Raw genomic sequence first — 23,465 nt, forward strand, 5'->3', positions numbered from 1 at the left:
CCCCGGGGCCGGTGTGGGGTCCGATATGACTAGTCCCCTGCCCGCCTGCTATCGTCGTGCCCGCGATGAGCGAGCAGCGCAAGCCCGAGGAAGACGGCCGCGACTTCGCCAATGCCGCCTGGTCCGTCCCGAGCACACTGATCGCCGGGATGCTGGTCTGGGGCGGTGTCGGCTGGTTGCTGGACCGTTGGACCGGCGTGGGCGCGTTTTTCCCGATAGGCGTCATCCTCGGGGTCGTGCTCGCCGTCTACCTGGTCTATGTGAAGTACGGCCGCTGAGCGCGCCGACCACATCCCGCAGTCTTCTGTTGATCCACCATCTTGGAGGGAACGCCGCGTGAGCGCGCTGACGGTCCTCGCCGACGGAGAGTTCGAAGCCCCGGGGCCTTCGATCTTCAACTTCCCCCCGCTCTGGCCAGGCGCCCCGGAATGGGCGTCGAAGCCCGCCTTGCTCGCCGTCGCCGGCGCGCTCATTGTCTGCGCGCTCGGGTGGGCCGCCTTCTCCAGGCCGAAGCTCGTGCCTCGCGGCATGCAGAACATGGGTGAGCTCGGTTACCTCTTCGTCCGCGACCAGGTGGCCCGCCCGTTCCTGGGCAAGGACGCCGAGCGCTGGATGCCGCTGCTGCTCTCTTTGTTCTTCCTGATCCTCCTCTACAACGTCTTCGGTGTCGTGCCGTTCGTCCAGATTCCGATCGCGTCGCACATCGCTTTCCCGTTCGTCTTCGCGATCACGATCTACGTGATCAAGATCTACCTGGGGATCAAGCACCAGGGGCTCGTCGGCTACTTCAAGAACATGATGTTCCCGCCGGGGCTGCCCAAGCCGATCTACCTGCTGCTGGCTCCGATCGAGTTCCTCTCGAACCTGATCATCGCGCCGTTCACTCACGCCGTCCGACTCTTCGCCAACATGTTCGCCGGTCACATGCTGCTGGCGTTCTTCAGCGCGGTCGGATTCTGGTTCCTCTTCGAGAGGTTGACCGTCACCGGCGCCGCGGTCGGCGTCCTCGGTGTGGTGATGACCATCGTCATGACCGGGTTCGAGATCTTCATCGAGTTCCTGCAGGCGTTCCTCTTCACGATGCTGGCCGCGATGTACATCGGCGGCTCGCTGCACCCCGAGCACTGAGTCTCTCCACTGACCTGGTACTGACCGGTGAATCTTCACCGGCCGACAAGTAAAGGAAAGCATCACAATGAGCCTTCTCGCTGAGGTCTCCGGCAACGTCACCGCCATCGGCTATGGTCTCGCCGCCATCGGCCCCGGCATCGGCGTCGGCATCATCTTCGGTCAGGGCGTGCAGGCGATCGCCCGCCAGCCCGAGGCCTACGGCCTGATCCGCCAGAACATGCTGCTGGGCTTCGTCCTCACCGAGGCGCTGGCCCTCATCGGTCTGGTCGCGCCGTTCATTTTCCAGGGCATCAAGTAACGCGAACAACCCCTGACGAAAGGCTGCAGCCATGACTCTGGGAGCCAAGCTCCTCGCCGCGGAAGCGGAGAATCCGCTCATCCCGCATGCTTACGAGCTCATCGTCGGCGGCTTCGCGTTCCTGGTCGTCTTCATCGTCGTCGGCAGGATCCTCACCCCGCGCATCCAGAAGACGCTGGAGGAGCGGACCGAGGCCATCGAAGGTGGCATCAAGAAGGCCGAGGACGCCCAGGCCGAAGCCCAGCGCACGCTGGAGGAGTACAAGGCCAAGCTGAACGAGGCACGTCACGAGGCCGCCCGCATGCGGGAAGAGGCTCGTGAGCAGGCCGCGCAGATCAAGGTCGAGCTCCGTGAAGAGGCCCAGGCCGAGGCCCGGCGCCTGGTCGAGGCGGCGCACGCGCAGATCGAGGCCGACCGCCAGCAGGCGTTCGCCCAGCTGCGCGGTGAACTGGGTCGCCTCGCGACCGAGCTCGCCGGCCGCATCGTCGGGGAGTCGCTCGAAGACGAGACCCGGCAGAGCCGTGTCGTGGACCGGTTCCTTGAGGAGCTCGAGTCCGCGGGCGGGGCGGCGGTGCGCTGATGAGGGGCCTGAGCCGCACCTCGTTCGGCGCCGTCGAAGAGCGTTTCAACGCGGTGGCCGCGACGGCGGACCTCGGCCGCCTGGCCGAGGACCTGCACGGCGTCGCCGTCCTGCTCGACCGTGAGCACGGGCTCCGGCGCAACCTCGCCGACCCCGCCCGTTCCGCGGAGCAGAAGGCCGAGGTCCTGCGGTCCCTGCTGGGCGGCAAGATCAGTGACGCCGCCCTGGAGACGGTCGTCGCGGCCGTCTCCGCCAAGTGGTCCAGGTCAGCCGACCTCTCGGACGCGCTGGAGCGGCTCAGCGTCATCGCCTCGGCCGCCGAGGCCGAGTCCCAGGGCAGGCTCGACGACGTGGAGGACGAGCTTTTCCGGTTCGGCCGCATCGTCGAGGCGAACCCCTCGCTGCGCCTGGCGCTGGTCGACCCGGCCGTTCCGGGCGAGGCCAAGCGGCAACTGCTCGCCGACCTGCTCGGCGACCGGGTCGCGCCGTCCTCGCTGCGACTGATCACCCAGCTCGCGCTGCACCCGCGAGGACGTAGCTTGGAACGAGGGCTGGACACCTACATCCAGCTCGTCGCGGAGCAGCGGCAACAGCTTGTCGCCGTGGTGCGGAGCGCGGTTCCGCTGAGCGACGGCCAGAGGGAGCGTCTCGCGACCTGGCTGCGCACCACGTACGGTCGTGACATCCACCTGAACACCGAGGTGGATCCGCGGGTGCTGGGTGGATTCTCGGTCAGGCTCGGCGACGAGTTGATCGACACCACGATCGCAGGACGTATTGAAGATGTCCGCCGCCGGTTGGCCGGCTAGCAGTGTCGAGGCGGCCGATGATTAGGGAGACTGAGAAGAGATGGCGGAGCTGACGATCCGGCCGGACGAGATCCGGGACGCGCTTGAGCGGTTCGTTCAGGCGTACGAGCCGGAAGGCGGGGCGCGGGAGGAGATCGGGACCGTCGTCGACGCCGGCGACGGCATCGCCCACATCTCCGGCCTTCCCTCGGCGATGGCGAACGAACTGCTCGAGTTCGAGGACGGTACGCGCGGTCTGGCGCTGAACCTGGACGTCCGGGAGATCGGCGTCGTCGTCCTCGGCGACTTCAGCGGTGTCGAGGAGGGCCAGTCGGTCCGCCGGACGGGCGAGGTCCTGTCCGTGCCGGTCGGGGACAACTTCCTCGGCCGCGTGGTCGACCCGCTGGGCAACCCCCTGGACGGCAAGGGCACCATCGAGGCCGAGGGGCGCCGTCCCCTCGAAGTCCAGGCGCCCTCGGTCGTCCAGCGTCAGCCGGTGAAGGAGCCGCTGCAGACCGGCCTCAAGGCGATCGACGCCATGACGCCGATCGGCCGCGGCCAGCGCCAGCTGATCATCGGTGACCGCGGTACGGGCAAGACCGCGATCGCCGTGGACACGATCCTCAACCAGCGCGAGAACTGGGCCACCGGCGACCCGTCGAAGCAGGTTCGCTGCGTCTACGTCGCGGTCGGCCAGAAGGGTTCCACGATCGCGCAGGTCAGGGCCCGCCTGGAGGAGGCGGGCGCGATGGAGTACACCACCATCGTCGCCGCCCCCGCCTCGGACCCGGCCGGTTACAAGTACCTCGCGCCCTACACCGGTTCGGCCATCGGCCAGCACTGGATGTACCAGGGCAAGCACGTTCTCATCGTCTTCGACGACCTGACCAAGCAGGCCGACGCCTACCGCGCCGTGTCCCTGCTGCTGCGCCGTCCGCCGGGCCGTGAGGCGTTCCCCGGCGACGTCTTCTACTTGCACTCGCGTCTGCTGGAGCGCTGCGCCAAGCTCTCCGACGACCTCGGCGCGGGATCGATGACCGGTCTTCCGATCATCGAGACGAAGGGCAACGACGTCTCGGCGTTCATCCCGACCAACGTCATCTCCATCACCGACGGTCAGTGCTTCCTGGAGACCGACCTGTTCAACGCGGGTGTCCGTCCGGCGATCAACGTCGGTGTCTCGGTCTCCCGAGTCGGCGGTTCTGCGCAGATCAAGGCGATGCGCAAGGTCGCCGGCACGCTGCGCCTGTCGCTGTCGCAGTACCGCGACCTGGAGGCCTTCGCGGCCTTCGCCTCCGACCTGGACGCGGCCTCCCGCGCCCAGCTGGAGCGCGGCGCCCGCCTGGTCGAGCTGCTCAAGCAGCCGCAGTACACCCCGTACCCTGTGGAGAAGGAAGTCGTCTCCGTCTGGGCCGGCACCAGCGGCGAGCTCGACGACGTACCGCTGGAGGACGTGGCCCGCTTCGAGGCCGAGTTCCTTGAGTACCTCTCGTCGCAGTACAAGGGCGTCCTCGACAGCATCCGCGAGACCAAGGACCTGAACGACGACACGGTCACGACCCTCAAGGACGCGATCACGGAGTTCAAGAAGACGTTCCAGACGTCGTCCGGCGAGCTGCTGGTCCAGGACGAGCCGGTCGAGGCGCTCACGGCGGACGAGGTCGGCCAGGAGAAGATCGTGAAGCACGTCCGCAAGACCGAGAAGAAGTAGCTCATGGGTGCCCAGCTAAGACTGCTGCGGCGGCGGATCAGGTCGGTCAAGTCCACGGCGAAGATCACCCGCGCCCAGGAGCTCATCGCCTCGTCCCGCATCATCAAGGCGCAGCAACGCATGGAGGCGGCCGTACCGTACGAGCGCGAGATCACTCGCGCGGTGTCGGCCGTCCTCAGCAACACGGCGGAGGTCGACCACCCGCTGACGGTCGCCAAGGAGCGTCCGGCCACGGCCGGCGTGCTGATCGTGACCAGCGACCGCGGTTTCGCCGGAGGCTTCAACGCCAACATCCTGCGCGAGGCCGAGGCGCTGGCCGGTCACCTGCGTGGCCGCAACGTGGAGATGAAGCCGTTCGTCGTCGGCCGCAAGGGCATCGGATGGCACCGCTTCCGCGGCAGGGAGATGAGCGGGGAGTGGTCGGGGTTCTCCGACAACCCGCTCTACGCCCACGCCAAGGAGATCGGCGACGCGCTGGTCAGCGCCTTCGCGGACGAGAACGGGATCGACGAGATCCACGTCGTGTACACCCAGTTCGTCTCGATGCTGACGCAGGAGGTGCAGGTCAAGCGGATCCTGCCGCTCGAGGTGGAGGAGACCACCGAGGAGCCGGCCGAGGGCCCGCTGCCGTACTACGAGTTCGAGCCGACCGCGGGTGAGGTGCTGAACCAGCTCCTTCCCCGCTACATCGAGTCGCGCATCTACAACGCGCTGCTCCAGTCGGCCGCCTCGGAGCACGCCTCCCGCCGCAGGGCGATGAAGTCGGCGACCGACAACGCCAACGAGCTCATCAGCACCTTCACCCAGCAGATGAACCAGGCTCGCCAGGCCGAGATCACCCAGGAAATCAGTGAGATCGTCGGTGGCGCCAACGCGCTCGCCGACGCCTCAGCGGGGAAAGAGTGAGAAACCACAATGACTGTTGAGACCGTCGCGACCGCCGTAGGTCGTGTGGCCCGCGTCACGGGTCCCGTCGTCGACGTGGAGTTCCCCGTCGAGGCGATGCCCGAGATCTACAACGCCCTGACCACCGAGGTCACCCTCGGCGAGGACACCAAGCTGCTGACCATGGAGGTCGCCCAGCACCTGGGTGACAACCTGGTCCGCGCCATCTCCATGCAGCCCACCGACGGCCTCGTGCGCGGCGCCGTCGTGAGCGACACCGGCGGCCCCATCTCGGTGCCCGTCGGCGACGTCGTCAAGGGCCACGTGTGGAACACCCTCGGCGAGGCGCTGGACACCCCCACCTCCTCGCTCCAGATCACGGAGCGCTGGGGCATCCACCGTCCCTCTCCGGCGTTCGACCAGCTGGAGTCGCGCACCGAGATGCTGCCCACCGGCATCAAGGTCATCGACCTGCTCACCCCGTACGTCAAGGGTGGCAAGATCGGCCTGTTCGGCGGCGCGGGTGTCGGCAAGACCGTTCTGATCCAGGAGATGATCCGCCGGGTCGCGCTGAAGTTCTCCGGTACGTCGGTTTTCGCCGGCGTCGGCGAGCGCACCCGTGAGGGCAACGACCTCTGGCTGGAGATGGAGGAGGCGGACGTCCTCAAGGACACCGCCCTGGTGTTCGGCCAGATGGACGAGCCCCCGGGCACCCGTCTGCGGGTCGCCCTCTCCGCGCTGACCATGGCGGAGTACTTCCGTGACGTCGAGAAGCAGGACGTGCTCCTGTTCATCGACAACATCTTCCGCTTCACCCAGGCCGGTTCCGAGGTGTCCACGCTGCTCGGCCGCATGCCGTCCGCGGTGGGTTACCAGCCGACCCTGGCCGACGAGATGGGCGTTCTCCAGGAGCGCATCACCTCGACCCGCGGTCACTCGATCACCTCCATGCAGGCGATCTACGTCCCCGCGGACGACATCACCGACCCGGCCCCGCACAACGCGTTCGCGCACCTCGACGCGCAGACCGTTCTGTCGCGGCCGATCTCGGAGAAGGGCATCTACCCCGCGGTGGACCCGCTCGACTCCAGCTCCCGGATCCTCGACCCGCAGATCGTCGGCGAGGAGCACTACCGGGTCGCCCAGGAGACCAAGCGGATCCTGCAGAAGTACCGCGAGCTGCAGGACATCATCGCGATCCTCGGCATCGACGAGCTGTCGGAAGAGGACAAGGTCGTCGTCCAGCGTGCTCGCCGCATCGAGCGCTTCCTCTCCCACCCGATGTACGCCGCCGAGGCGTTCACCGGCCAGCCGGGAGAGTTCGTGCCCGTCGAGGAGACCATCCGCTCCTTCAAGGGCCTGTGCGAGGGCGAGTACGACCACCTGCCCGAGCAGGCGTTCTTCATGGTCGGCGGCATCGACCAGGCCATCGCCAAGGCGAAGGAACTGGCCCGCTGACAACTGGGTGCCGGTACGGCCCGGCCGTACCGGCATTCGAGGAAGGTTTGTGATGGCAAAGCTCCGCATCGGCGTCGTGTCGCCGGAACGCGAGATCTGGTCCGGCGAGGCCGACATGGTGATTGCCAAGACCGTGGACGGCGAGATCGGTATTATGCCGAATCATGCGCCCGTGCTGGGTGTCCTCGTAGAGGGCGGTGTCCTCCGCGTGAAGCGCGCGGAGGGAGGCGACATCGTCGCCGCCGTCCACGGCGGGTTCATCTCGGTGGCCAACAACGACGTGTCGGTTCTGGCAGAGACGGCCGAGCTCGGGTCCGAGGTCGACGTGGCCGCGGCTCGTGACGCGCTGCAGCGTGCTCTCGCGTCCGTCGACGCCGACGGTGAGGACACCGACGCGCAGATCGAGGCCAAGCGCGCCAGGGCCAGGCTGCGTGCCGCCGGCGAAGAGGTCTGACCGACAGCGAACATGAAAGTGGGGGGCGACGATGGCGGCGCTGGACATTCTGATAAGCGTTGTGGTGATCGCCGTCCTCCTGTTCCTCCGCGGGCTCGTGCTCGCACGATCGCGGGGGAACGTCGTATGTAGCCTCCGCACGGGAGACCGCGCCTGGAGGAGTGGGGTGGCCCGCTATGCGGGCGGAGAGCTCCACTGGATCCCGTTTCTCGGACTGCGACTGAGGCCGCGCCACGCCATCGCGAGGCGCGGCCTCACCGTTTCCACCCGTCGTCCCCTCGTCGGCGAGGAGGGCCCCGCCGGCTACTGGACCGTCGACTGCGCGGGAGTCTCGCTCGCGATGAGCGAGGACGCCCTCACCGGCTTCCTGGCCTGGGTCGAGTCCGCCCCGCCCAGCGCCCACCTCGACGCGGCGTAGGGGCCCCAGGGGCCGCCTACCGGGTGCCGCCGGGCTTCCAGAGGAGCTCCTCGCCGTTCGCGGCCGTGCGGCAGATGATGAACATCAGGTCGCTCAGACGGTTGAGGTACTTCGCGGTGAGCGGGTTCACGTCGTCATGGACCTCCAGCGCCGACCACGTGGTGCGCTCGGCCCGCCGTACGATCGTGCGGGCCACGTGCAGGAGTGCCGGACCTGGCGCGCCGCCGGGGAGGATGAAGCTGCGCAGCGGCGTCAGCTCCGCGTTGAACCGGTCGCACTGCGTCTCCAGCCACTCGATGTAGGACGGCTCCACCCGCAGCGGGGGGAACTCCGGGTTCTCCGTCACGGGCGTACACAGGTCGGCTCCGACGTCGAACAGCTCGTTCTGCACCCGGGCCAGCACCTCCGCGATCTCGGTGGGGAGACCGCCCAGCGCCATGGCCACGCCGATGGCGGCGTTCGCCTCCTCGACGTCGGCGTACGCGGCCAGCCGGGGATCGGTCTTCCGCGTGCGGCTCATGTCGCCGAGCGTCGTGGTGCCGTCGTCCCCGGTGCGGGTGTAGATCTTGGAGAGCACCACCGGCTTGTCGTTGTCAGCTCGCGTCATGCCGCCCAGCGTAACGGCCGCCCTGAGACGGCCTCCGCCCGGTTTCGTCCCTGAAGAGGCATAGGTAGCGGAAGGGTGGGCAAGGGTCTGAGGCGGCCTGTCATGGTCGCCGGCCAAGAGGAGGCGGCATGCAACGCCGGAGCGGTCCGGGACACCAGGTCGTCAGCGTCGGGTCGCGTCTCGACGCGGGCACGGTCGCCAGGTTGCGTCCGCGCCTGCACGACGCGGTCGACTCGGGCGACGGTGACATGATCGTCGATCTCTCCGGCCTTGAGATGATCGACGCCACCGGGCTCGGCGTGCTCGTCGGCACGCACCGCCGCGCGCTACGCGCGGAACGCCGCCTCGTCCTGCGGGCGGTGCCCCCGCGTGTCATGCGGCTGCTGGCCGTCACCCGGTTGCACCGGGTGCTCGCGGTCGAGCTTCCGGCCGCCGCGGCCGTCGCCTGAACGGCGCCTGTATGGGGCCTGTACGGGGCCTGATCGGCGCTCAGGGGCCAGATGGGCGCGCCGGAGGGTCAGGCGCCGAAGGAGCGCCGGAAGATGTGGACGGCGGTCTCGACGAGGTGGTCCAGGGGCGGCGTGGTAGGGGCCAGGACCCACTCGATCAGAAGCTCCTGGATGGCGCCCACCATCCCGAGGGCGAGAAGGTGGGTCCTTTCCGGCAACCCGCCCGGCAGGTCTCCCAGGGTCTCTTCGATCATCTGGGTGAAGCCGGTCACCGCGCGCTGCCGGTGGACGGTGAGGATGTCACCGGCGCGCCGCACCTCAAGGTGCATGATCCGGGCGCGCCGGGGGTCGCGGGTGACGAAGGCGATGTACTCGCGGATGCCCGCCTGGATCCGGCTGTCGGCGTCGGGAGGAGCCTCCCCGATGGCCTTGGCGACCGCGAGGAGGGTCTCGCCGACGCAGCGTTCGTAGACCGCCCGCATCAGGTCCTCGCGCCCGGTGAAACATTCGTAGAAGGCGCGGTTCGAGATGCGTGCGGCCGCGCACAATCGTTCGATCGTGGTCGCGGTGAACCCCGCGCCGGCGAACAGTGTGTACGCGGCGGTCAGCAACCGCTCCCTGCGGTCGGCTAATCGCTGCTCCGCGGTCATTCCCCGGTAGTCGCGTCCCGTCGCCACTGCACACCTCGCGTCCTGCTGGCCCCGTAGGAACCCATCATTATGGACGCAAGATCGTTTTTGGGGAAGTATCGGGACAACTAGCTCTTACGCCGACCGTGGAGAAAGGTGACCATTTTCACGAGTCGGTCCAGGTCAGCGGGGTTTCGGGTGAAGGACGTCAGATTCATACCCGGTATGGCGAAACGCTGCCTGGAGATCGCCTTCGGCCGGGCGAACTCGCGCAACCCGTCCGCGCCGTGGATGCGCCCGAACCCCGACTCGCCCACACCGCCGAAGGGCAGCGAGGGCACGCCCGCGAAGGAGATGACGGAGTTGATCGCCGTCATGCCCGTGAGCATCGCGCGGGCGAGCTCCATGGCCCGGCGGGTGTCGCCCGAGAAGATGGTGCCGCCGAGGCCGTAGGCGACGGCGTTGGCCTTCTCCAGCGCCTCCTCGACCGTGGCCACCTTCCTGACGGTGATCGTCGGCCCGAAGGTCTCCTCGCGCACCGCGCTGGAGTCCTCGGGGACGTCCGTGAGCACCACAGGGTCGACGTACGGGGGCCGGACGGACTCCGCGCCCCCCACGACGGCCTTCGCGCCCTTGGCGAGGGCGTCGTCGACGTGGCGGCGGATGATGTCGGTCTGGGCGGGCATGGTGATCGGCCCGTAGTCCTGCCCGCCGCGCACGGCTCTCGCCCGCTCGGTGAGCTCGCGCAGGAAGTCGTCGTAGACGCGCTCGACCACGTAGACGCGCTCGACGCCCACGCAGGTCTGGCCGGCGTTGGACATCGCGCCCCACACGGCCGCGTCGGCCGCGGCGGCGAGGTCGGCGTCCACGTCAACGATCAGCGCGTCCTTGCCGCCGCACTCGGCCACCATCGGCGTGAGGTTGGCCGCGCAGGCGGCCATCACCCGCTTGGCCGTGGCGGTCGAGCCCGTGAAGGCGATCTTACGGACGCCCGGGTGCGCGGCGAGTGCGGCACCGGTCTCCCCGAGACCGGTGACCACCTGGAACACCTTGCGCTCCGGGACGCTCCGCGCGAACAGCTCGGCCAGCAGCGCGCCGACCCCGGGGGTGAGCTCGCTGGGCTTGAAGACCACGGCGTTCCCGGCCGCGAGCGCGTACGCGATCGAGCCCATCGGGGTGAACAGGGGGTAGTTCCACGGCCCGATCACGCCGACGACGCCCAGCGGGAGGTACTCCAGGGTGGCGGCGAGGTTGACCCCGATCAGGCCGGAGGAGACCCGGCGCGGGCCGAGGACCTTGCGCGCGTTGCGCGCCGCCCAGTCGAGGTGGGTGATGGCGAGCACCGTCTCCAGGGTGGCGTCGCCGATCGGCTTGCCCGTCTCCTCGTGGATCAGCGTGGCGACGCGCGTGAGGTTCTGGGTCAGGACGGCCTTGAAGTCCAGCAGCCGCCGCTTGCGCCGCTCGAACCCGAGGCCCGCCCACCACCTGGCCGCTTCGGCGGCGCTGTCCACGGCCGCCCGTACGGCCTCGGCGTCGTGGACGGGATGGGTGCCCACGACGGCTCCGGAGGCCGGGTTCAGGGAGTCGAAGGTGCGCTGCTCGGTAGCCGTTGACATGGCGTCTCCTTCTCGGGCCGTTCGCTCCCCGGATCCGGGCTCCCGGACCACGCTGTTCCCCGTTCAGGGGATCTGGAGCCACCCTAGCCCCATCGTTGCGGGGCAAACCATCTCTCGGCGAGCCCCGCGCGGTCCCACCGAGGGGCCGACCCCCCTGTCCAACGTTCGGTGGACAGGGACGCTACGCGGGGGTGCCAAGGGAGCAGTCGGGGGACTCCGGCGGGGCCACGGATTCGTCGAGGTCCGCCAGCAGGGCCGTCCACTCGGCGCCGATGACGTCGAGGTCGTACTTCGCGGCGGTGCCCACGGCGTTCGCGCCGAGCGTGCGGCGGAGCTCCTCGTCCTCGATCAGCCTGTTGATTCCGCCGGCCAGCGCGGCGGCCTTCTTCGAGCGGACGAGCAGGCCGTCGTACCCGTTGGTGATGATCTCCTTCGGGCCGTGCGGGCAGTCGAAGCTGACCACCGGCACACCCTTGCTCATCGCCTCCAGGATCGTCATGCCGAACCCCTCGTAGCGCGAGCTGACGGCGTAGATCGACGACTTGGCCAGCTCCACGCCGATCTCGGGCGTGCTGCCCATGAGGAAGACCTTGCCCGACAGCCCGGCGTCGTCGATGCGGGTCTGGAGCTTCTCCTCACGCTCGGGCGTGCCCCCTCCGTAGATGCGCAGCACCCAGTCGGGATGCGCCTCCGCCACGGTCTTCCAGGCGTTGACCAGCCGGTCGAACCCCTTGGCCCAGACGATGCGGCCGATGCCGACGACGACCTTCTCGTCCAGCGGTGAGACCTCGCCCCCGAGGTCGGGGATGGCGTTGGGGATGCGCAGCAGGCGTCCCGGTGGATGGGACCTCAGCATCTTGGCGTACTGCCTCAGATCAGCCTGGGTGAGCGTGGTGAACGCGTCGAGCCTGCCGTACCGCCTCTTGATCTGGGCCTGGAGGCCGGGCCCGTGGGATTCCAGGGTGACGTGCTCCTGGCCGATGGTGAGGACCTCGGGCGGCGCGAACAGGCTCATGACGAGGTTGAACCCGGGACGGGTCCCGATGACCACGCCACCTCGCAGGGACCGGAGGAATCGGACCAGCCTGAGATCGGTCAGCAGGCTCATGCTGAGATAGGCCTTCTCCTCCTGCGGGACCAGCCTGCTGGGGCGGCGGGAGAGGAACTCCGCGACCCGGCCGCGCGGCACGGTCCTGTCGTCCAGGAAGGACACCTTCACGCCGGGAGGCAGGTCGAAGAATGGATCCTTCGCCGTGCGGATGAGACTGACGATCTCCACCTCGCGCTCCCGTGACAGGTAGGCGGCGAGGTTCAGCACGGTGCGGATCGTGCCACCCATCCCGTAGGCGTGCAGCAGCAGGATCCGGATGGTCCCCGTACTCCGTACCGGTGCCCTGCGCGCCCTCCTCCTGTTCAGCGATTCGAGCAGCCCCAGGGCCGCGCGGGCGAAGGCCTGCCGTCCCCTTGCTAACACGCCAAAGGCTCCTTGCCTGGTGAAGTCATGGTTATGCCCCTCGTGTGTCATATGCCATGTATCGCCGGGAGCATGCCTAATCCGAGGTGAGAGTAGTGAGCCCCATCACCTCGGCAGGTAAGAATTCGGTTAGAGCGCCCCTTACCAACCCCCGCTTGCAATGATCTAGACGACATCGGCACCGGAAACGTTGCACCCGATTTCCACAAATTCGCCGAGTAGTCGGACAACTACCAGTCAGGCGGGGCGTCGGCGGGCAGGCTCGATCTCCGCGAGCGTGACGTGACGCGTGATCGCCCTGTCCGGCGGCTCACCCGGAATCTGGATGTCAGCGCAGGCGAGAGCCCGCGCCGTCCGCTCGGGGAGCCGTTCGACCAGGCGATCAGGGGCGTGCCGGCGCTGCTCGCCTCCCAGGATCGGTCGCCTGTTTGAAACGACTCGACCTGAAGGTTCGCATGCGTGCCATGCGGTACGAGAAGTCGCCGCCCGCGGATTATGGCATGACCATAAATCCGTCATCGCGGAGAAACGGTTTCCTGTGGGGCGAGGGGTTCCGCGGGCTCAGCGCCGCCGAAACCGCCGGAACCGGTCAGAAGAGCGTGTCGGTGCGCTCGATGCCGCGCAGGGCGTCGTAGTCGAGGGTCACGCATCCGATGCCGCGGTCGGTGGCGAGCACCCGGGCCTGCGGCCTGATCTCCTGGGCGGCGAAGACGCCCTTGACGGGCGCGAGCAGCGTGTCGCGGTTGAGGAGCTCCAGGTAGCGCGTGAGCTGCTCGACCCCGTCGATGTCGCCCCGCCGCTTGATCTCGATGGCGACGGTGCCGCCGAACTGGTCGCGGCAGAGGATGTCGACCGGGCCGATCGCCGTGGGGTACTCCCTGCGGATCAGGCTCCAGCCGTCGCCGAGGGTGTGGATGTGCTCGGCCAGCAGCTCCTGCAGGTGGGCCTCGACGCCGTCCTTCTGGAGCCCGGGGTCGACGCCCAGCTCGTGGGACGAGTCGTGGAGGATCTCCTCCATCGTCAGGATGAGCTTCTCGCCCGTCTTGCCATGCGTGACGGTCCAGGTGCCCTCTTCCTCACGGACCTTGCACGGCGGGTTCATCCAGTTGAGCGGCTTGAAGGCCCGGTCGTCCGCATGAATGGAGACCGAACCGTCCGCCTTGATGAGGATCAGCCGGGGCGCCATCGGGAGGTGCGCCGTCAGTCGTCCCACGTAATCCACGCTGCATCGCGCGATGACCAGCCGCATGACCGCCAACCCTACCGCCCGCCCCGGTGGGGCCGGGCGGTCTTCGACGGGCCGCGCGCGGGTGGTCGTCCGGGGGCGTTTTGGGATGACGGCGAGCCCTCTGGGAGACTGGCCGACAACGGACAGGGAGGGCAGGATGGCGCGCGCGTTTGAGACCGTCGGAGTCGTCGGGCTCGGCACCATGGGTGCCGGGATCGCCGAGGTGTTCGCCCGCGCGGGGGTGAGCGTGATCGGCGTGGAGGTCGACGCCGCGGCGCTGGAGCGCGGACGCGGGCACATCCGCAGGTCCACCGACAGGGCGGTGAGCCGGGGCAAGCTGACCGAGGACGAGCGCGACGCGATCGTCGGCCGGGTGACCTTCACCGGCTCTCTGGACGACCTGGCCGGCGCCGACCTGGTGATCGAGGCGATTCCCGAGGTCATGGACTTCAAGCGCGCCCTTTTCACCGACCTCGACCGCATCTGCGGGCCCGGCGCGGTGCTCGCGACGAACACCTCGTCGCTTTCGGTCACCGCGATCGCGGCCACGACCTCCCGACCCGGCCGTGTCATCGGCATGCACTTCTTCAACCCCGCCCCCGTGATGAAGCTCGTCGAGGTCGTCCACACGGTCGTCACCGAGGACGGCCTTGCGGACGACATCGCCGCGCTCGCCCGGCGCCTCGGCAAGACCCCGGTGACCGTGGGCGACAGGGCCGGGTTCGTGGTCAACCGGCTGCTGCTCGGCTACCTCAACCACGCCGCGACGCTGCTGGAGCGCCGCGTGGCGACTCAGGACGACATCGACACCGCGATGAAGCTGGGCGCCGGCCTTCCCATGGGCCCGTTCACGCTGCTCGACCTGATCGGCCTGGACACCTCCCACGAGGTCTGCGAGGTGCTCTTCCAGGAGAGCCGCGACCGCGTGCACGCCCCGGCCCCAATCCTGCGGGAACTGGTCACCGCCGGGCTGCTCGGGCGCAAGACAGGGCGGGGCTTCCACGACTACGAGCGGCCGGGCGCGCGGGCGGGCACCGCCTCCGAGTTCGCGTCCAAGATGGGCGTGACGTCGGTCTGCGTCATGGGCGAGGGCGCGGAGGAGCTGTCGGCCAGGCTGACCACCGCCGGGTTCAAGCCGGGGGAGGCGCAGGACGCCGACGTGGTGATCGCGCTGTCCCGCACCCCGGTGATCGAGCACGCCGTGCGGCTCGCCCACCCCGAGCGCCTGGTCGGGCTTCACCTTGTGGGCGGCGACGTGGCCGAGCTTGTGTCGACGGCGCTCACCTCGCCCGACGTGGCCCTGGCCGCCCACGACCTCGTCAGGGTGCTCGGGCTGACCCCGGTGCCGTGCGCGGACCGTGCCGGGTTCGTGGTCGACGCGCTGCTGTATCCCTATCTCAACGACGCCGTGCGCATGTACGACTCCGGCTACGCCTCCATCGACGACATCGACACCGCGATGAGGCTCGGCTGCGGCTATCCCGCTGGGCCGTTCGAGACGCTGGACGCCATCGGGCTCTCCACCGTGCGCGACGGCCTGCGCGCCCTCTACGCCGAGTACCGCGAGCCCTCCTTCGCGCCCGCTCCGCTGCTCGACCGCCTGGTGACCGCCGGGGTGACGAGTATCCGGGGCCGGTGACGGAAGAACACCTCCGACATCGACGTTTGTGACGTTATGAGTCCCCGCCGCGCCCGCCGTGCCGACCCTTCAGGCAAGGGCCGGCGCGGCGGCGATCCCGCTCGCCCGCTGGACGGCGTTCTTCGCGGGATGGAACGGGTAGAGGACTGGCCGGACGGCGAGTGGAAGGTCCGCAGGGTCTCGGGCGCGGGCGCGGACAAGGTCTACAGATGCCCTGGCTGCGACCACGAGATCCGGCCGGGCCTGCCGCACGTCGTCAGCTGGCCCAACTGGACCGGAGGCGAGGGCGAGCGGCGCCACTGGCACACCGCCTGCTGGAGCAAGCGCGTCGACCGGGGCCCCGGCCGCTCGCGCTACTGAACGGCCCACGCCATGCGGGGAACGGACGACGGACCGCTACTGAACGGCTCGTGGGCCGCCGACGAGAGACCGCTGCACGGCTCGTGGGCGGTGACGAGAGACCGCCATCGGCGCCCGCGAGCCGCCGACGAGAGACCGCCACCGGACGGACGGCTCACGCCCCCGAGCCGCCGACGAGAACCGCTACTTTGAGGAGCCCGCATTGGAGATCCGCTCGTCGACCGTCCTGCCCGCTGTACGGCAGGACATCGAGTTGCACACGGCCGACGGGCTGACGCTGGTGGGCGAGCTGGCGCTCCCCCCGGAGGGCCGCCCGGTCGCCACGCTCATCTGCCTGCACCCGCTCCCCACGGCCGAGGGCATGATGGACAGTCACGTGCTGCGCAAGGCCGCCTACCGGCTGCCCGCCCTCGCCGGCGTCGCGGTGCTGCGCTTCAACACCCGGGGCACGGCCTCGGAACGGGGCAAGTCCGAGGGGGCCTTCGACGACGGCGAGGGGGAGCGGTTCGACGTGGCGGCGGCGCTGGAGTACGCCGAGTTCCACGACCTGCCGAACCCCTGGCTGCTCGGCTGGTCGTTCGGCACCGAGCTGGCGCTGAAGTGGGGGCACGACCCGCTCGTCCAGGGCGCGATCCTGCTGTCGCCGCCCCTCAACCGGGCGGGGGACGCAGACCTGGACGCCTGGGCGGAGTTCGGGAGGCCGCTGGTCGCGCTGGTGCCGGAGTTCGACGACTACCTCAGGCCCGAGGAGGCGCGGCGGCGCTTCGCCAGGGTGCCCCAGGCGGAGGTGGTGGGCGTCGACAACGCCAAGCACCTGTGGGTCGGCGAGCCCTACGTGCGCATCGTGCTGAACGAGATCGTCAAAAGGGTCAACCCGTCCGCCTTTCCGTTGCCGACCGAGGCGTGACGCCGCGCCGCGCGGACCCATAGAATCTTGTTCGGTTCTAGCGAGGAGGCTGCCGTGCAAGCGTTTGATCTTTCCGGGCGGAACGCGCTCGTCACCGGTGCGTCACGAGGCATCGGGCGGGCGATCGCCCTGGCCTACGCCGCGGCCGGAGCCGACGTCGCGCTGGTCGCGCGGTCGCCGGAGAGTCTGGCCGAGGTGGTCAAGGAGGTCGAGGCCCTCGGGCGCCGGGCGTACGCCATCCCGTGCGACCTCGTCGACAGGGACGCGGCGGGCGCGGCCGTACGGCAGGCGATCGAAAGCCTCGGCCACCTCGACATCGTCGTGAACAACGCCGGCGGCTCCAACTTCATGGTTCCCTTCAAGGACCTGCGGCTGTCCGGGTGGGACAAGCTCATGAAGCTCAACCTCGACTCGGCGATGGCCGTCTGCCACGCCGTCGCGCCGCACCTGCTGGAGCGCGGGTCCGGTTCGGTGATCAACGTGGCGTCCGTCGCCGCGCTCGGCGCCCCCTTCATGGCCCCGTACGCCGCGGCCAAGGCCGGTCTGGTCGCCCTCACCAAGTCCCTCGCGCTTGAGTGGGCGCGCGACGGCGTCCGCGTCAACGCCCTGTGCCCCGGCTGGACCGCGACCGACCTGAACCGCAACCTCTGGGAGGACGAGAACGCGAGCCGGGCCACCATCTCGTCGGTGCCCATGGGCCGCTGGGGCACCCCCGAGGAGATGGCCCACCCGGCGGTCTTCCTGGCGAGCGCCGCTTCCGCCTACATGACCGGGCAGGTGCTGTTCATCGACGGAGGCGTCACGGCCACCTGATCGGCGAGCGGGCCCGCCCTCTGGAGCCGGGCCCGCCCTCTGGAGCTGGGCCTGTCCCTCAGAGCTGGGCCTGGCGGGGGAGGACGACCTCGCGGACGATGAGCGCGACCGCGGCGGCGACCGGGATGGCCAGCAGCGCGCCCACGGCGCCGAGGAGCGCGCCGCCGAACAGGGCTGCGATCACCGACACGGCCGGAGCCACGTCGACCGACCGGCTCATGACGCGCGGGTAGATCACGTAGTTCTCGACCTGCTGGTAGACCACGAAGAAGATGACACAGGCGATGCCGAGGGTTCCCGACTGGAGGAACCCGACGGCGGACACCAGCACCGCACCGACCGTCGCGCCCACCAGCGGGATCAGGTCGGTGACCGCCACGACCAGCGCCAGCGCCAGCGCGTACTTGGCTCCGGCGATCGTCAGGAACAGCCACGAGAGGCCACCCGCGATCACCGAGATCAGCACGTTGCCCGCCACGTACCCGCCGATGCCGGAGAGGATCTCGTCGCCGATGGCCCGCGTGCGGGGACGGCGGCTGGCGGGCACCAGCAGGAGCAGGTACTCCTTGATCACGGGAAGCGACCCGAGGAAGTACAGCGTCAGCACAAGCAGGGTGAACCCGGAGAAGAACGCGTCGAGCACGACCGCGCCCGCCCCCAGGATGCCTCCGGCCACGGTCGCGCCGAGGCCGCCGCTGGTGATGTAGGTCTGGATGTTGGCGAGGATCTGGTAGTCGGCGTCGAGCTGCTTGATCGTGGGGTTCGCCATCAGGGACTGGACGTAGCCCGGCACGGCCCTGACGAAGTCGCTGGACTCCTGGCTGACCGGCGGCACGATCGCCAGCCCGAACAGCACGAAGAGCGCGATCACCCCGAGGAACACGATCGAGATGGCCCAACGCCGGTTCATGCCGCGCCTCTGGAGGGCCTCCACGACGGGGTTGAGCCCGACCGCCAGGAACGCCGCCACCACGATCAGCACGATCACGCTGCGGGAGCTGATCAGGGCCTGGGCCAGCGCCCACGCCGTGAGCACGCCGAGCGCCGCCGTGAGCCCCCACAGGAACGGCCCCCGGGCCAGCGGCTTGCCCGGTACTCCGTACGGCAGCGCGGCGTCCTCACCGTGACCGGCTGATCCGTCCGGTTCCGGGGAGGGCCTGGCGGGAGAGCCGGGCGCCATCCTGGCCTGGGAGGCCGGTCTGGGAGCAGCCGGGGACTCGGGTCTCGGCCCGGCCTGGGGGGCCGCTCCCGGCGCGGTCTGAGTGTCCGATCTCGGCGCGGCCGTCCGGGTCGGGTAGGGCACGCCCGACGCGGCGGGCAGGATGTCGGTCGCCTGCGCCGCGTCCGCGGAGGCGGCGCGAGCGGCTCCCGGCCTCTCATGGGCATCGGGTACGGGTACCGCGTCCGCGGCGGGATCGGGCACGTGTGCTCCTCGGCATCAGGGGGTCGTGAAAGTGAGGTGATGACGGCGGGAGGGTCACCCTGTGGGGGCACCGGGCCCCTCTGCGTGCCGTACGGGGGTGGAAACAGTGCGGACAACACAGGAGAGCCTAGCGACCATGGTTGATCGCCAGGCTCTCCCGACAGCCGTCCCTAACGCCCCTGAAGTGGTGAGGTGCCTACTCCTGCCACCACTCGGACTCGTCCTCAGCCGACGCGGCGGCCCGCTGCGGGGCCGGTGCGGGGCTGGGCTTCTCGGCCGCGGCCGGCGTGGCCGCGAGGGCGGGCTTCGGCGGGGCGGCGGCGACCGCCGGGGCCTCGTCCATGCCCGGCAGGGCCGCGCCACCGAGCAGCTGGCGCAGCTGCGCGAGGTGGCTCGTGATGCTGTCGCGCTGGCGGGTCAGCTCGTCGACCTGGCGCTGGGCGGCGGTCCGGTTGCGCTCGGCCTCGGACTTGGCGTCCGACACGATCGACTCGGCGCTGGTCTTGGCCTCGGCGACCAGCTGGTCGGCGTTCTTGCGGGCGTTCGCGAGCAGCTGCTTGGCGTGGGTGTCCGCCTCGCGACGGCTCTGCTCGGCCTGCTGGGTGGCCTTGGTGGCCCGCTGCTCGGCGGTCGCGGCGCGCTGCTCCGCCTCGGCGACGAGCTTCTGCGTCGCGGCCTGGGCGGTGGCGTGGCGCTCGGACTCCTGGCGCTCGGCCTCCTCGCGGCGGGCGGCGAGCTGGATCTCGAACTCGGCCTCGTCCTGGGCGCGCTTGGCCTCGGACTCCTCCAGGACACGCTGGGCCTGGGCCCGCATCTCGTCGGCCTGGCGCTTGGCGGTGGTCAGCACCTCGTCGCGCTCGCGCTTGGTCGAGGCGCGGAGCTGGGCCACCTCACGCTCGGTGGTGGTGCGCAGCTTGGCGATCTCACGCTCGGCGTCCGCACGCTTCTCGGCGACCTCGTGGTCGGCCGTGGCCCGGAGCTTGGAGACCTCGCGCTCGGTGGTGGAGGTCAGCTCGTCGGCTTCGCGCTTGGCGGTCGAGCGGATCTCCTCGGCCTCCCGCTCGGCCATGGTGCGCATCTCGTCGGTCTCGCGGGTGGCGAGCGCACGCTTCTCGGCGGCCTCGTTCTCGGCGGCAGCCCGTACGTCCGCAGCGTCGACCTTCGCCGCGGCCTTTATCTCGTTGGCCTCGGACCTGGCGGCCTGCACCAGCTCGGTGGCCTGCTCCTCCGCCAGACGCAGCAACTGCTCAATGCGGGCACCCAGACCGGAGTAGGTCGGGCGCTCCTGCTCCTGCAGTTGGCGCTGCGAGTCGGAAAGCTCCCGCTGCAACGCGGAGAGCTGTTCACGGGTCTGACGCAGATCGGTGTCGAGCTGCTTCAAGTGGTCGTGAACCTGGTGCCGGTCGTAGCCACGGAGAACCACGTCGAATTCCCGCGTGGGGGCGTCTTCAAAGAAATTGTTCAGCTGGGCGTCGATGTCGGACTGCATGAGGCTCGATCCTGGGTTGTCGAGACGGCTACACGGGCCGGACGGGGGGCGGACATCCGAGGCGGGGACCCGCTTCCAACGGTCGCGCTCGCTCGGGCACTCGCTAGCAGGGGCGGGCTCTCGCTCACCCCTGGATCCTTGTGCTCGGCTCGCCCGTCCATGGCGGGATCCACGTCCGGATGGTAGGCCAGCGTACTCCGGTGTTGCCGAATTGGAGGTCCCGTCCGACTTTCTGCGCGACTTGTTACGAATAAGCCATTGTTGAGTTTCGTCAGCTAGGACTGGCGCGTGGGGGACTCCACCAGCTCTGTCAAGACTCCTCCCACGTCTTTCGGATGAAGAAACGCGATTGAGGTGCCCATTGCTCCGTGGCGAGGATGTTTGTCGACCAATCGCACCCCCGCGCCGCCGATCTGTTCGATCGCCTCGGTGACGTTCGTCACCCCGTAGGCGACATGGTGGAGGCCCTCACCCCGTCGGGCGAGGAACTTCCCCACCGGGCTGTCGGGGCTCAGCGGCTCCAGCAACTGGATGTAGGAGCCGCCTCCCTCGCCGTCCGCCACGTGCAGCATGGCTTCTTTCACCCCCTGCTCCTCGTTGACCTCCCGGCTGACCACGGTCACGCCGAAGGTCGCCTCGTAGAACGCGATCTTCTCCTCAAGATTCTCGCAGGCGATGCCCACATGGTCGATTCTCAGCAGCATTTGCGTGTCCTCCCTGCTCGTGCGGCGGCCGACGCCGGCCCGGAACCTCACCGGGGGACCTCTTTGAGGCCGTGTGCTCCGTCCTAGGTATGGTGGCAAAGTCGCCGAAGACCCCATCATGGAGGCCCTGGTGTCCAGTTCTCCCGCCGTCCCGTCCGGCCCGTCGCGCTCCGTCATCGTGGCCGGGGCCCGCACGCCCATCGGCAGGTTGCTCGGCTCGCTGTCGGACCTGTCCGCCGTCGAGCTGGGCGGGCTCGCGATCAAGGCGGCCCTGGAGCGGTCCGGTGTCGCGCCCGAGCTCGTCGAGTACGTCATCATGGGGCAGGTCGTCCAGGCGGGCGCCGGTCAGATCCCGTCGCGGCAGGCCGCGGTGAAGGCGGGCATCCCGATGAGCGTGCCGTCGCTCACCATCAACAAGGTCTGCCTGTCGGGGCTCGACGCCATCGCCCTGGCCGACCAGCTCATCCGCGCCGGCGAGTTCGACATCGTGGTCGCGGGCGGCATGGAGTCGATGACCAACGCGCCCCACCTGCTGCCCGGCCTGCGCAAGGGCGTGAAGTTCGGCGGGTCCGACATCCTCGACTCGATGGCCTTCGACGGGCTCACCGATGTGTTCGACCAGGTGTCGATGGGCGAGTCGACCGAGCGGCACAACACCCGTCTCGGCCTTGAGAGGCAGGAGCAGGACGCCTTCTCCGCCCGCTCGCACCAGCTCGCCGCCGCCGCGGTCAAGGACGGCAGGTTCGACGACGAGATCGTCCCGGTGACCATTCCGCAGCGCAAGGGCGACCCCATCGTCTTCGCCGCCGACGAGGGCATCCGCGGAGACACCACCGTGGAGACGCTGGGCAGGCTGCGGCCGGCCTTCGCCAAGGACGGCACGATCACGGCGGGGTCGTCGTCCCAGATCTCCGACGGGGCCTGCGCGGTCGTGGTGATGTCCAGGGCCAAGGCCGAGGAGCTGGGCCTCACGTGGCTCGCCGAGATCGGTGCCCACGGCAACGTGGCGGGCCCGGACAACTCGTTGCAGTCCCAGCCGGCCAACGCCATCCTCCACGCCCTCGGCAAGCAGGGCATGAGCGTGGACGACCTCGACCTGGTCGAGATCAACGAGGCGTTCGCGGCGGTCGTGCTCCAGTCGGCCAAGGAGCTCGGGGTGCCGGAGGACAAGGTCAACGTCAACGGCGGCGGCATCGCGCTCGGCCATCCCATCGGCGTCTCGGGCGCGAGGATCGTTCTGACGCTCGCCCACGAGCTCCGCCGCCGGGGCGGCGGCGTCGGCGCGGCGGGTCTGTGCGGCGGCGGCGGCCAGGGCGACGCCCTGATCATCACCGTCCCCGCGCCCTGATCATCACTGTCGCGTCGCCCTGATCGCCATCGTTGGGTCGTCCTGATCCGAGGTGGTAGGCCCCCTTTCGGCACCTTGTGGCGGAGGCGGGCGGAACTCCCTAGCATCGTTCATCGTGGCGGAACGGCCGGGTGACCGCGTGCGGCGGCGATTCACGGGCACGGCCACCCCCTTGATCGAAGGGAAGCCCCGCCCGCCCGTCGACGTCGTCGTGGAGTGGGGCGGCTCGCCGCTGTTCATGCTCTCCTCTCCTCGCCAGGCCGCGGGCGGCCTGCTGTGGGTCGTCGCCGGCGACGACGACGCGGAGCTGACGCCGGACGAGGCGGGCGTGACGGTGACGCTCGGGCCGTCGCACGCCCCCACGGCGCCTCCGATCTGGTGGGCGGCCGTCGCGAGCCCGATGGGCGCCGGGTTCGACCGGCCGATCGAGGCCCGCACGGGCATCGCCCGGCTGTCCGTACGGGGCGATGACCTCTCCGGCACCGTGCGGCTCTCCGGAGTGGGGCTCGACGGCGGGCATGCGGGCTACGAGGCGACGATCACCGGCCACCCGGCCGAGGACGCGGAGGTCCCGCCGGGACCCGCGACGGCCGAGGGCGCCGGGATTCCGCCGAGGCCCGCGACACCCGGGGGCGCCGGGATTCCGCCGAGGCCCGCGACACCAGGGGACGCCGGGATTCCGCAGGGACCCGTGGCGGCCGGGGAGGAGCCGCACGGCCCCTTCTCACCGATCGAACGGCTCAACGCCCTCTCGCGGCGGATCTCCCTGGACTTCGCCGCCGGTCAGCTCGGCGCGCTCATCGGCCACCTGCGGGACGCCGCGGACCTGCGCCGCGAGCTGAGCGTCGGCGACGCGGCGACCGGGGCGTGGGGCCGCTTCCTGGCCGACGTGCGCGACTCTCTCGCCTTCGACCGGCGGGTGCTCGCGTCCATCGCGGAACGCGGTCATCTCCACGCCCTGCCCTGGCATCTTTCTACGCGCTCGGCGCCCACGCCCATCCGCCCGCGTGTCTCCCACGGTTTCGTTCCGCTGCCAGTGCGCCTCGATAAGGGGTC

General features: G+C 69.7%; 24 protein-coding genes and 1 pseudogene. 17 read left to right on the plus strand and 8 right to left on the minus strand.

The genetic code is table 11. The annotated features are described in order from the left end of the window. The first annotated feature begins 65 nt into the window (after nucleotides 1–65). The 10 genes from AB0B89_RS11250 (at nucleotide 66) to AB0B89_RS11295 (ending at nucleotide 7,723) form a co-directional block, all read left to right on the plus strand. Nucleotides 66–278 (plus strand): AtpZ/AtpI family protein, encoded by a 213-nt coding sequence (locus AB0B89_RS11250; protein WP_358551084.1) that lies wholly within the window; start codon nucleotides 66–68, stop codon nucleotides 276–278. Between the two features lie 58 nt (nucleotides 279–336). After that, complete coding sequence (gene atpB / locus AB0B89_RS11255; protein ID WP_358551086.1) at nucleotides 337–1,128, plus strand: F0F1 ATP synthase subunit A; 792 nt, start codon at nucleotides 337–339, stop codon at nucleotides 1,126–1,128. Between the two features lie 67 nt (nucleotides 1,129–1,195). Continuing rightward, a complete protein-coding gene (gene atpE, locus AB0B89_RS11260; RefSeq protein WP_248964339.1) occupies nucleotides 1,196–1,429 on the plus strand; it encodes an ATP synthase F0 subunit C in 234 nt (77 codons plus the stop codon). A 31-nt stretch (nucleotides 1,430–1,460) separates the two neighbouring features. Beyond that, nucleotides 1,461–2,009, plus strand: coding sequence for a F0F1 ATP synthase subunit B (locus tag AB0B89_RS11265; RefSeq protein WP_358551088.1), 549 nt, complete (start codon nucleotides 1,461–1,463; stop codon nucleotides 2,007–2,009). After that, nucleotides 2,009–2,818 (plus strand): F0F1 ATP synthase subunit delta, encoded by an 810-nt coding sequence (locus AB0B89_RS11270; RefSeq protein ID WP_358551090.1) that lies wholly within the window; start codon nucleotides 2,009–2,011, stop codon nucleotides 2,816–2,818. The genes AB0B89_RS11265 and AB0B89_RS11270 overlap by 1 nt, the downstream gene beginning before the upstream one ends. Before the next feature lie 40 nt (nucleotides 2,819–2,858). Then, the gene (gene atpA / locus AB0B89_RS11275) at nucleotides 2,859–4,508 is read left to right on the plus strand and encodes a F0F1 ATP synthase subunit alpha (RefSeq protein WP_358551092.1); all 1,650 of its coding nucleotides are present in this window, start codon (nucleotides 2,859–2,861) and stop codon (nucleotides 4,506–4,508) included. Nucleotides 4,509–4,511: 3 nt separating this feature from the next. Further along, a complete protein-coding gene (locus AB0B89_RS11280; RefSeq protein WP_358551094.1) occupies nucleotides 4,512–5,414 on the plus strand; it encodes a F0F1 ATP synthase subunit gamma in 903 nt (300 codons plus the stop codon). A gap of 9 nt (nucleotides 5,415–5,423) precedes the next feature. Continuing rightward, nucleotides 5,424–6,851 carry a F0F1 ATP synthase subunit beta gene (gene atpD / locus AB0B89_RS11285; RefSeq protein ID WP_358551096.1) on the plus strand — a complete coding sequence of 476 codons (1,428 nt, stop codon included), beginning with the start codon at nucleotides 5,424–5,426 and terminating at the stop codon, nucleotides 6,849–6,851. A gap of 52 nt (nucleotides 6,852–6,903) precedes the next feature. Beyond that, complete coding sequence (locus AB0B89_RS11290) at nucleotides 6,904–7,305, plus strand: F0F1 ATP synthase subunit epsilon (RefSeq protein WP_358551098.1); 402 nt, start codon at nucleotides 6,904–6,906, stop codon at nucleotides 7,303–7,305. A 31-nt stretch (nucleotides 7,306–7,336) separates the two neighbouring features. Then, nucleotides 7,337–7,723: a DUF2550 domain-containing protein gene (locus AB0B89_RS11295; RefSeq protein ID WP_358551100.1), complete on the plus strand. Its 387-nt coding sequence runs from the start codon at nucleotides 7,337–7,339 to the stop codon at nucleotides 7,721–7,723. 16 nt (nucleotides 7,724–7,739) lie between these two features. Here the strand turns inward: AB0B89_RS11295 and AB0B89_RS11300 are convergent, their stop codons facing one another. Beyond that, nucleotides 7,740–8,330, minus strand: coding sequence for a cob(I)yrinic acid a,c-diamide adenosyltransferase (locus AB0B89_RS11300; RefSeq protein ID WP_358551102.1), 591 nt, complete (start codon nucleotides 8,328–8,330; stop codon nucleotides 7,740–7,742). 128 nt (nucleotides 8,331–8,458) lie between these two features. Here AB0B89_RS11300 and AB0B89_RS11305 point away from each other — a divergent pair, with 128 nt between their 5' ends. Then, entirely contained in the window at nucleotides 8,459–8,779 is a 321-nt protein-coding gene (locus tag AB0B89_RS11305) for an STAS domain-containing protein (protein ID WP_358551103.1), read from the plus strand. Nucleotides 8,780–8,847: 68 nt separating this feature from the next. On the opposite strand, the gene AB0B89_RS11310 is transcribed toward AB0B89_RS11305, so the two are convergent. From AB0B89_RS11310 to nucS, 4 genes are all read right to left on the minus strand, one after another. Next, nucleotides 8,848–9,456, minus strand: a complete 609-nt coding sequence (locus AB0B89_RS11310) for a TetR/AcrR family transcriptional regulator (protein WP_358551105.1) — start codon at nucleotides 9,454–9,456, stop codon at nucleotides 8,848–8,850. Between the two features lie 80 nt (nucleotides 9,457–9,536). After that, the gene (locus tag AB0B89_RS11315; protein WP_358551107.1) at nucleotides 9,537–11,024 is read right to left on the minus strand and encodes an aldehyde dehydrogenase family protein; all 1,488 of its coding nucleotides are present in this window, start codon (nucleotides 11,022–11,024) and stop codon (nucleotides 9,537–9,539) included. 181 nt (nucleotides 11,025–11,205) lie between these two features. After that, on the minus strand, nucleotides 11,206–12,498 hold the full coding sequence (locus AB0B89_RS11320) for a glycosyltransferase family 4 protein (protein WP_358551109.1): 1,293 nt from the start codon (nucleotides 12,496–12,498) through the stop codon (nucleotides 11,206–11,208). A 589-nt stretch (nucleotides 12,499–13,087) separates the two neighbouring features. After that, the gene (gene nucS, locus AB0B89_RS11325; RefSeq protein WP_358551111.1) at nucleotides 13,088–13,747 is read right to left on the minus strand and encodes an endonuclease NucS; all 660 of its coding nucleotides are present in this window, start codon (nucleotides 13,745–13,747) and stop codon (nucleotides 13,088–13,090) included. Between the two features lie 136 nt (nucleotides 13,748–13,883). On the opposite strand from nucS, the gene AB0B89_RS11330 reads away from it, so the two are divergent. The 4 genes from AB0B89_RS11330 to AB0B89_RS11345 all read left to right on the plus strand — a co-directional run bounded on the left by AB0B89_RS11330 (nucleotide 13,884) and on the right by AB0B89_RS11345 (nucleotide 17,445). After that, entirely contained in the window at nucleotides 13,884–15,365 is a 1,482-nt protein-coding gene (locus AB0B89_RS11330) for a 3-hydroxybutyryl-CoA dehydrogenase (protein WP_358551113.1), read from the plus strand. Between the two features lie 129 nt (nucleotides 15,366–15,494). Further along, nucleotides 15,495–15,725, plus strand: a complete 231-nt coding sequence (locus AB0B89_RS11335; RefSeq protein WP_358551115.1) for an ATP/GTP-binding protein — start codon at nucleotides 15,495–15,497, stop codon at nucleotides 15,723–15,725. Nucleotides 15,726–15,927: 202 nt separating this feature from the next. Further along, complete coding sequence (locus AB0B89_RS11340) at nucleotides 15,928–16,632, plus strand: alpha/beta hydrolase (protein WP_358551117.1); 705 nt, start codon at nucleotides 15,928–15,930, stop codon at nucleotides 16,630–16,632. 54 nt (nucleotides 16,633–16,686) lie between these two features. Further along, nucleotides 16,687–17,445, plus strand: coding sequence for an SDR family NAD(P)-dependent oxidoreductase (locus tag AB0B89_RS11345; RefSeq protein WP_358551119.1), 759 nt, complete (start codon nucleotides 16,687–16,689; stop codon nucleotides 17,443–17,445). A 58-nt stretch (nucleotides 17,446–17,503) separates the two neighbouring features. Here AB0B89_RS11345 and AB0B89_RS11350 read toward each other — a convergent pair whose 3' ends face one another. From AB0B89_RS11350 to mce, 3 genes are all read right to left on the minus strand, one after another. Next, complete coding sequence (locus AB0B89_RS11350) at nucleotides 17,504–18,868, minus strand: AI-2E family transporter (RefSeq protein ID WP_358551121.1); 1,365 nt, start codon at nucleotides 18,866–18,868, stop codon at nucleotides 17,504–17,506. A 196-nt stretch (nucleotides 18,869–19,064) separates the two neighbouring features. Then, entirely contained in the window at nucleotides 19,065–20,357 is a 1,293-nt protein-coding gene (locus tag AB0B89_RS11355; protein WP_358551123.1) for a DivIVA domain-containing protein, read from the minus strand. Between the two features lie 275 nt (nucleotides 20,358–20,632). Beyond that, a complete protein-coding gene (gene mce, locus AB0B89_RS11360) occupies nucleotides 20,633–21,061 on the minus strand; it encodes a methylmalonyl-CoA epimerase (RefSeq protein ID WP_358551125.1) in 429 nt (142 codons plus the stop codon). Nucleotides 21,062–21,191: 130 nt separating this feature from the next. Here mce and AB0B89_RS11365 point away from each other — a divergent pair, with 130 nt between their 5' ends. Beyond that, a complete protein-coding gene (locus tag AB0B89_RS11365; RefSeq protein WP_358551127.1) occupies nucleotides 21,192–22,409 on the plus strand; it encodes an acetyl-CoA C-acetyltransferase in 1,218 nt (405 codons plus the stop codon). A gap of 115 nt (nucleotides 22,410–22,524) precedes the next feature. After that, a pseudogene (locus AB0B89_RS11370) lies at nucleotides 22,525–23,465 on the plus strand (hypothetical protein); the annotation flags it as partial.

This window comes from Sphaerisporangium sp. NPDC049002, assembly GCF_040649355.1.
Lineage (GTDB): Bacteria > Actinomycetota > Actinomycetes > Streptosporangiales > Streptosporangiaceae > Sphaerisporangium.

What these genes read in the sequence shown, in the direction of transcription:
- AB0B89_RS11250 (WP_358551084.1), top strand. Translation starts at nt 66, where the DNA reads ATGAGCGAGCAGCGCAAGCCCGAGGAAGACGGCCGCGACTTCGCCAAT.
- atpE (WP_248964339.1), top strand. Translation starts at nt 1,196, where the DNA reads ATGAGCCTTCTCGCTGAGGTCTCCGGCAACGTCACCGCCATCGGCTAT.
- AB0B89_RS11265 (WP_358551088.1), top strand. Translation starts at nt 1,461, where the DNA reads ATGACTCTGGGAGCCAAGCTCCTCGCCGCGGAAGCGGAGAATCCGCTC.
- AB0B89_RS11270 (WP_358551090.1), top strand. Translation starts at nt 2,009, where the DNA reads ATGAGGGGCCTGAGCCGCACCTCGTTCGGCGCCGTCGAAGAGCGTTTC.
- atpA (WP_358551092.1), top strand. Translation starts at nt 2,859, where the DNA reads ATGGCGGAGCTGACGATCCGGCCGGACGAGATCCGGGACGCGCTTGAG.
- AB0B89_RS11280 (WP_358551094.1), top strand. Translation starts at nt 4,512, where the DNA reads ATGGGTGCCCAGCTAAGACTGCTGCGGCGGCGGATCAGGTCGGTCAAG.
- atpD (WP_358551096.1), top strand. Translation starts at nt 5,424, where the DNA reads ATGACTGTTGAGACCGTCGCGACCGCCGTAGGTCGTGTGGCCCGCGTC.
- AB0B89_RS11290 (WP_358551098.1), top strand. Translation starts at nt 6,904, where the DNA reads ATGGCAAAGCTCCGCATCGGCGTCGTGTCGCCGGAACGCGAGATCTGG.
- AB0B89_RS11295 (WP_358551100.1), top strand. Translation starts at nt 7,337, where the DNA reads ATGGCGGCGCTGGACATTCTGATAAGCGTTGTGGTGATCGCCGTCCTC.
- AB0B89_RS11300 (WP_358551102.1), bottom strand. Translation starts at nt 8,330, where the DNA reads ATGACGCGAGCTGACAACGACAAGCCGGTGGTGCTCTCCAAGATCTAC.
- AB0B89_RS11305 (WP_358551103.1), top strand. Translation starts at nt 8,459, where the DNA reads ATGCAACGCCGGAGCGGTCCGGGACACCAGGTCGTCAGCGTCGGGTCG.
- AB0B89_RS11315 (WP_358551107.1), bottom strand. Translation starts at nt 11,024, where the DNA reads ATGTCAACGGCTACCGAGCAGCGCACCTTCGACTCCCTGAACCCGGCC.
- nucS (WP_358551111.1), bottom strand. Translation starts at nt 13,747, where the DNA reads ATGCGGCTGGTCATCGCGCGATGCAGCGTGGATTACGTGGGACGACTG.
- AB0B89_RS11330 (WP_358551113.1), top strand. Translation starts at nt 13,884, where the DNA reads ATGGCGCGCGCGTTTGAGACCGTCGGAGTCGTCGGGCTCGGCACCATG.
- AB0B89_RS11335 (WP_358551115.1), top strand. Translation starts at nt 15,495, where the DNA reads ATGGAACGGGTAGAGGACTGGCCGGACGGCGAGTGGAAGGTCCGCAGG.
- AB0B89_RS11355 (WP_358551123.1), bottom strand. Translation starts at nt 20,357, where the DNA reads ATGCAGTCCGACATCGACGCCCAGCTGAACAATTTCTTTGAAGACGCC.
- mce (WP_358551125.1), bottom strand. Translation starts at nt 21,061, where the DNA reads ATGCTGCTGAGAATCGACCATGTGGGCATCGCCTGCGAGAATCTTGAG.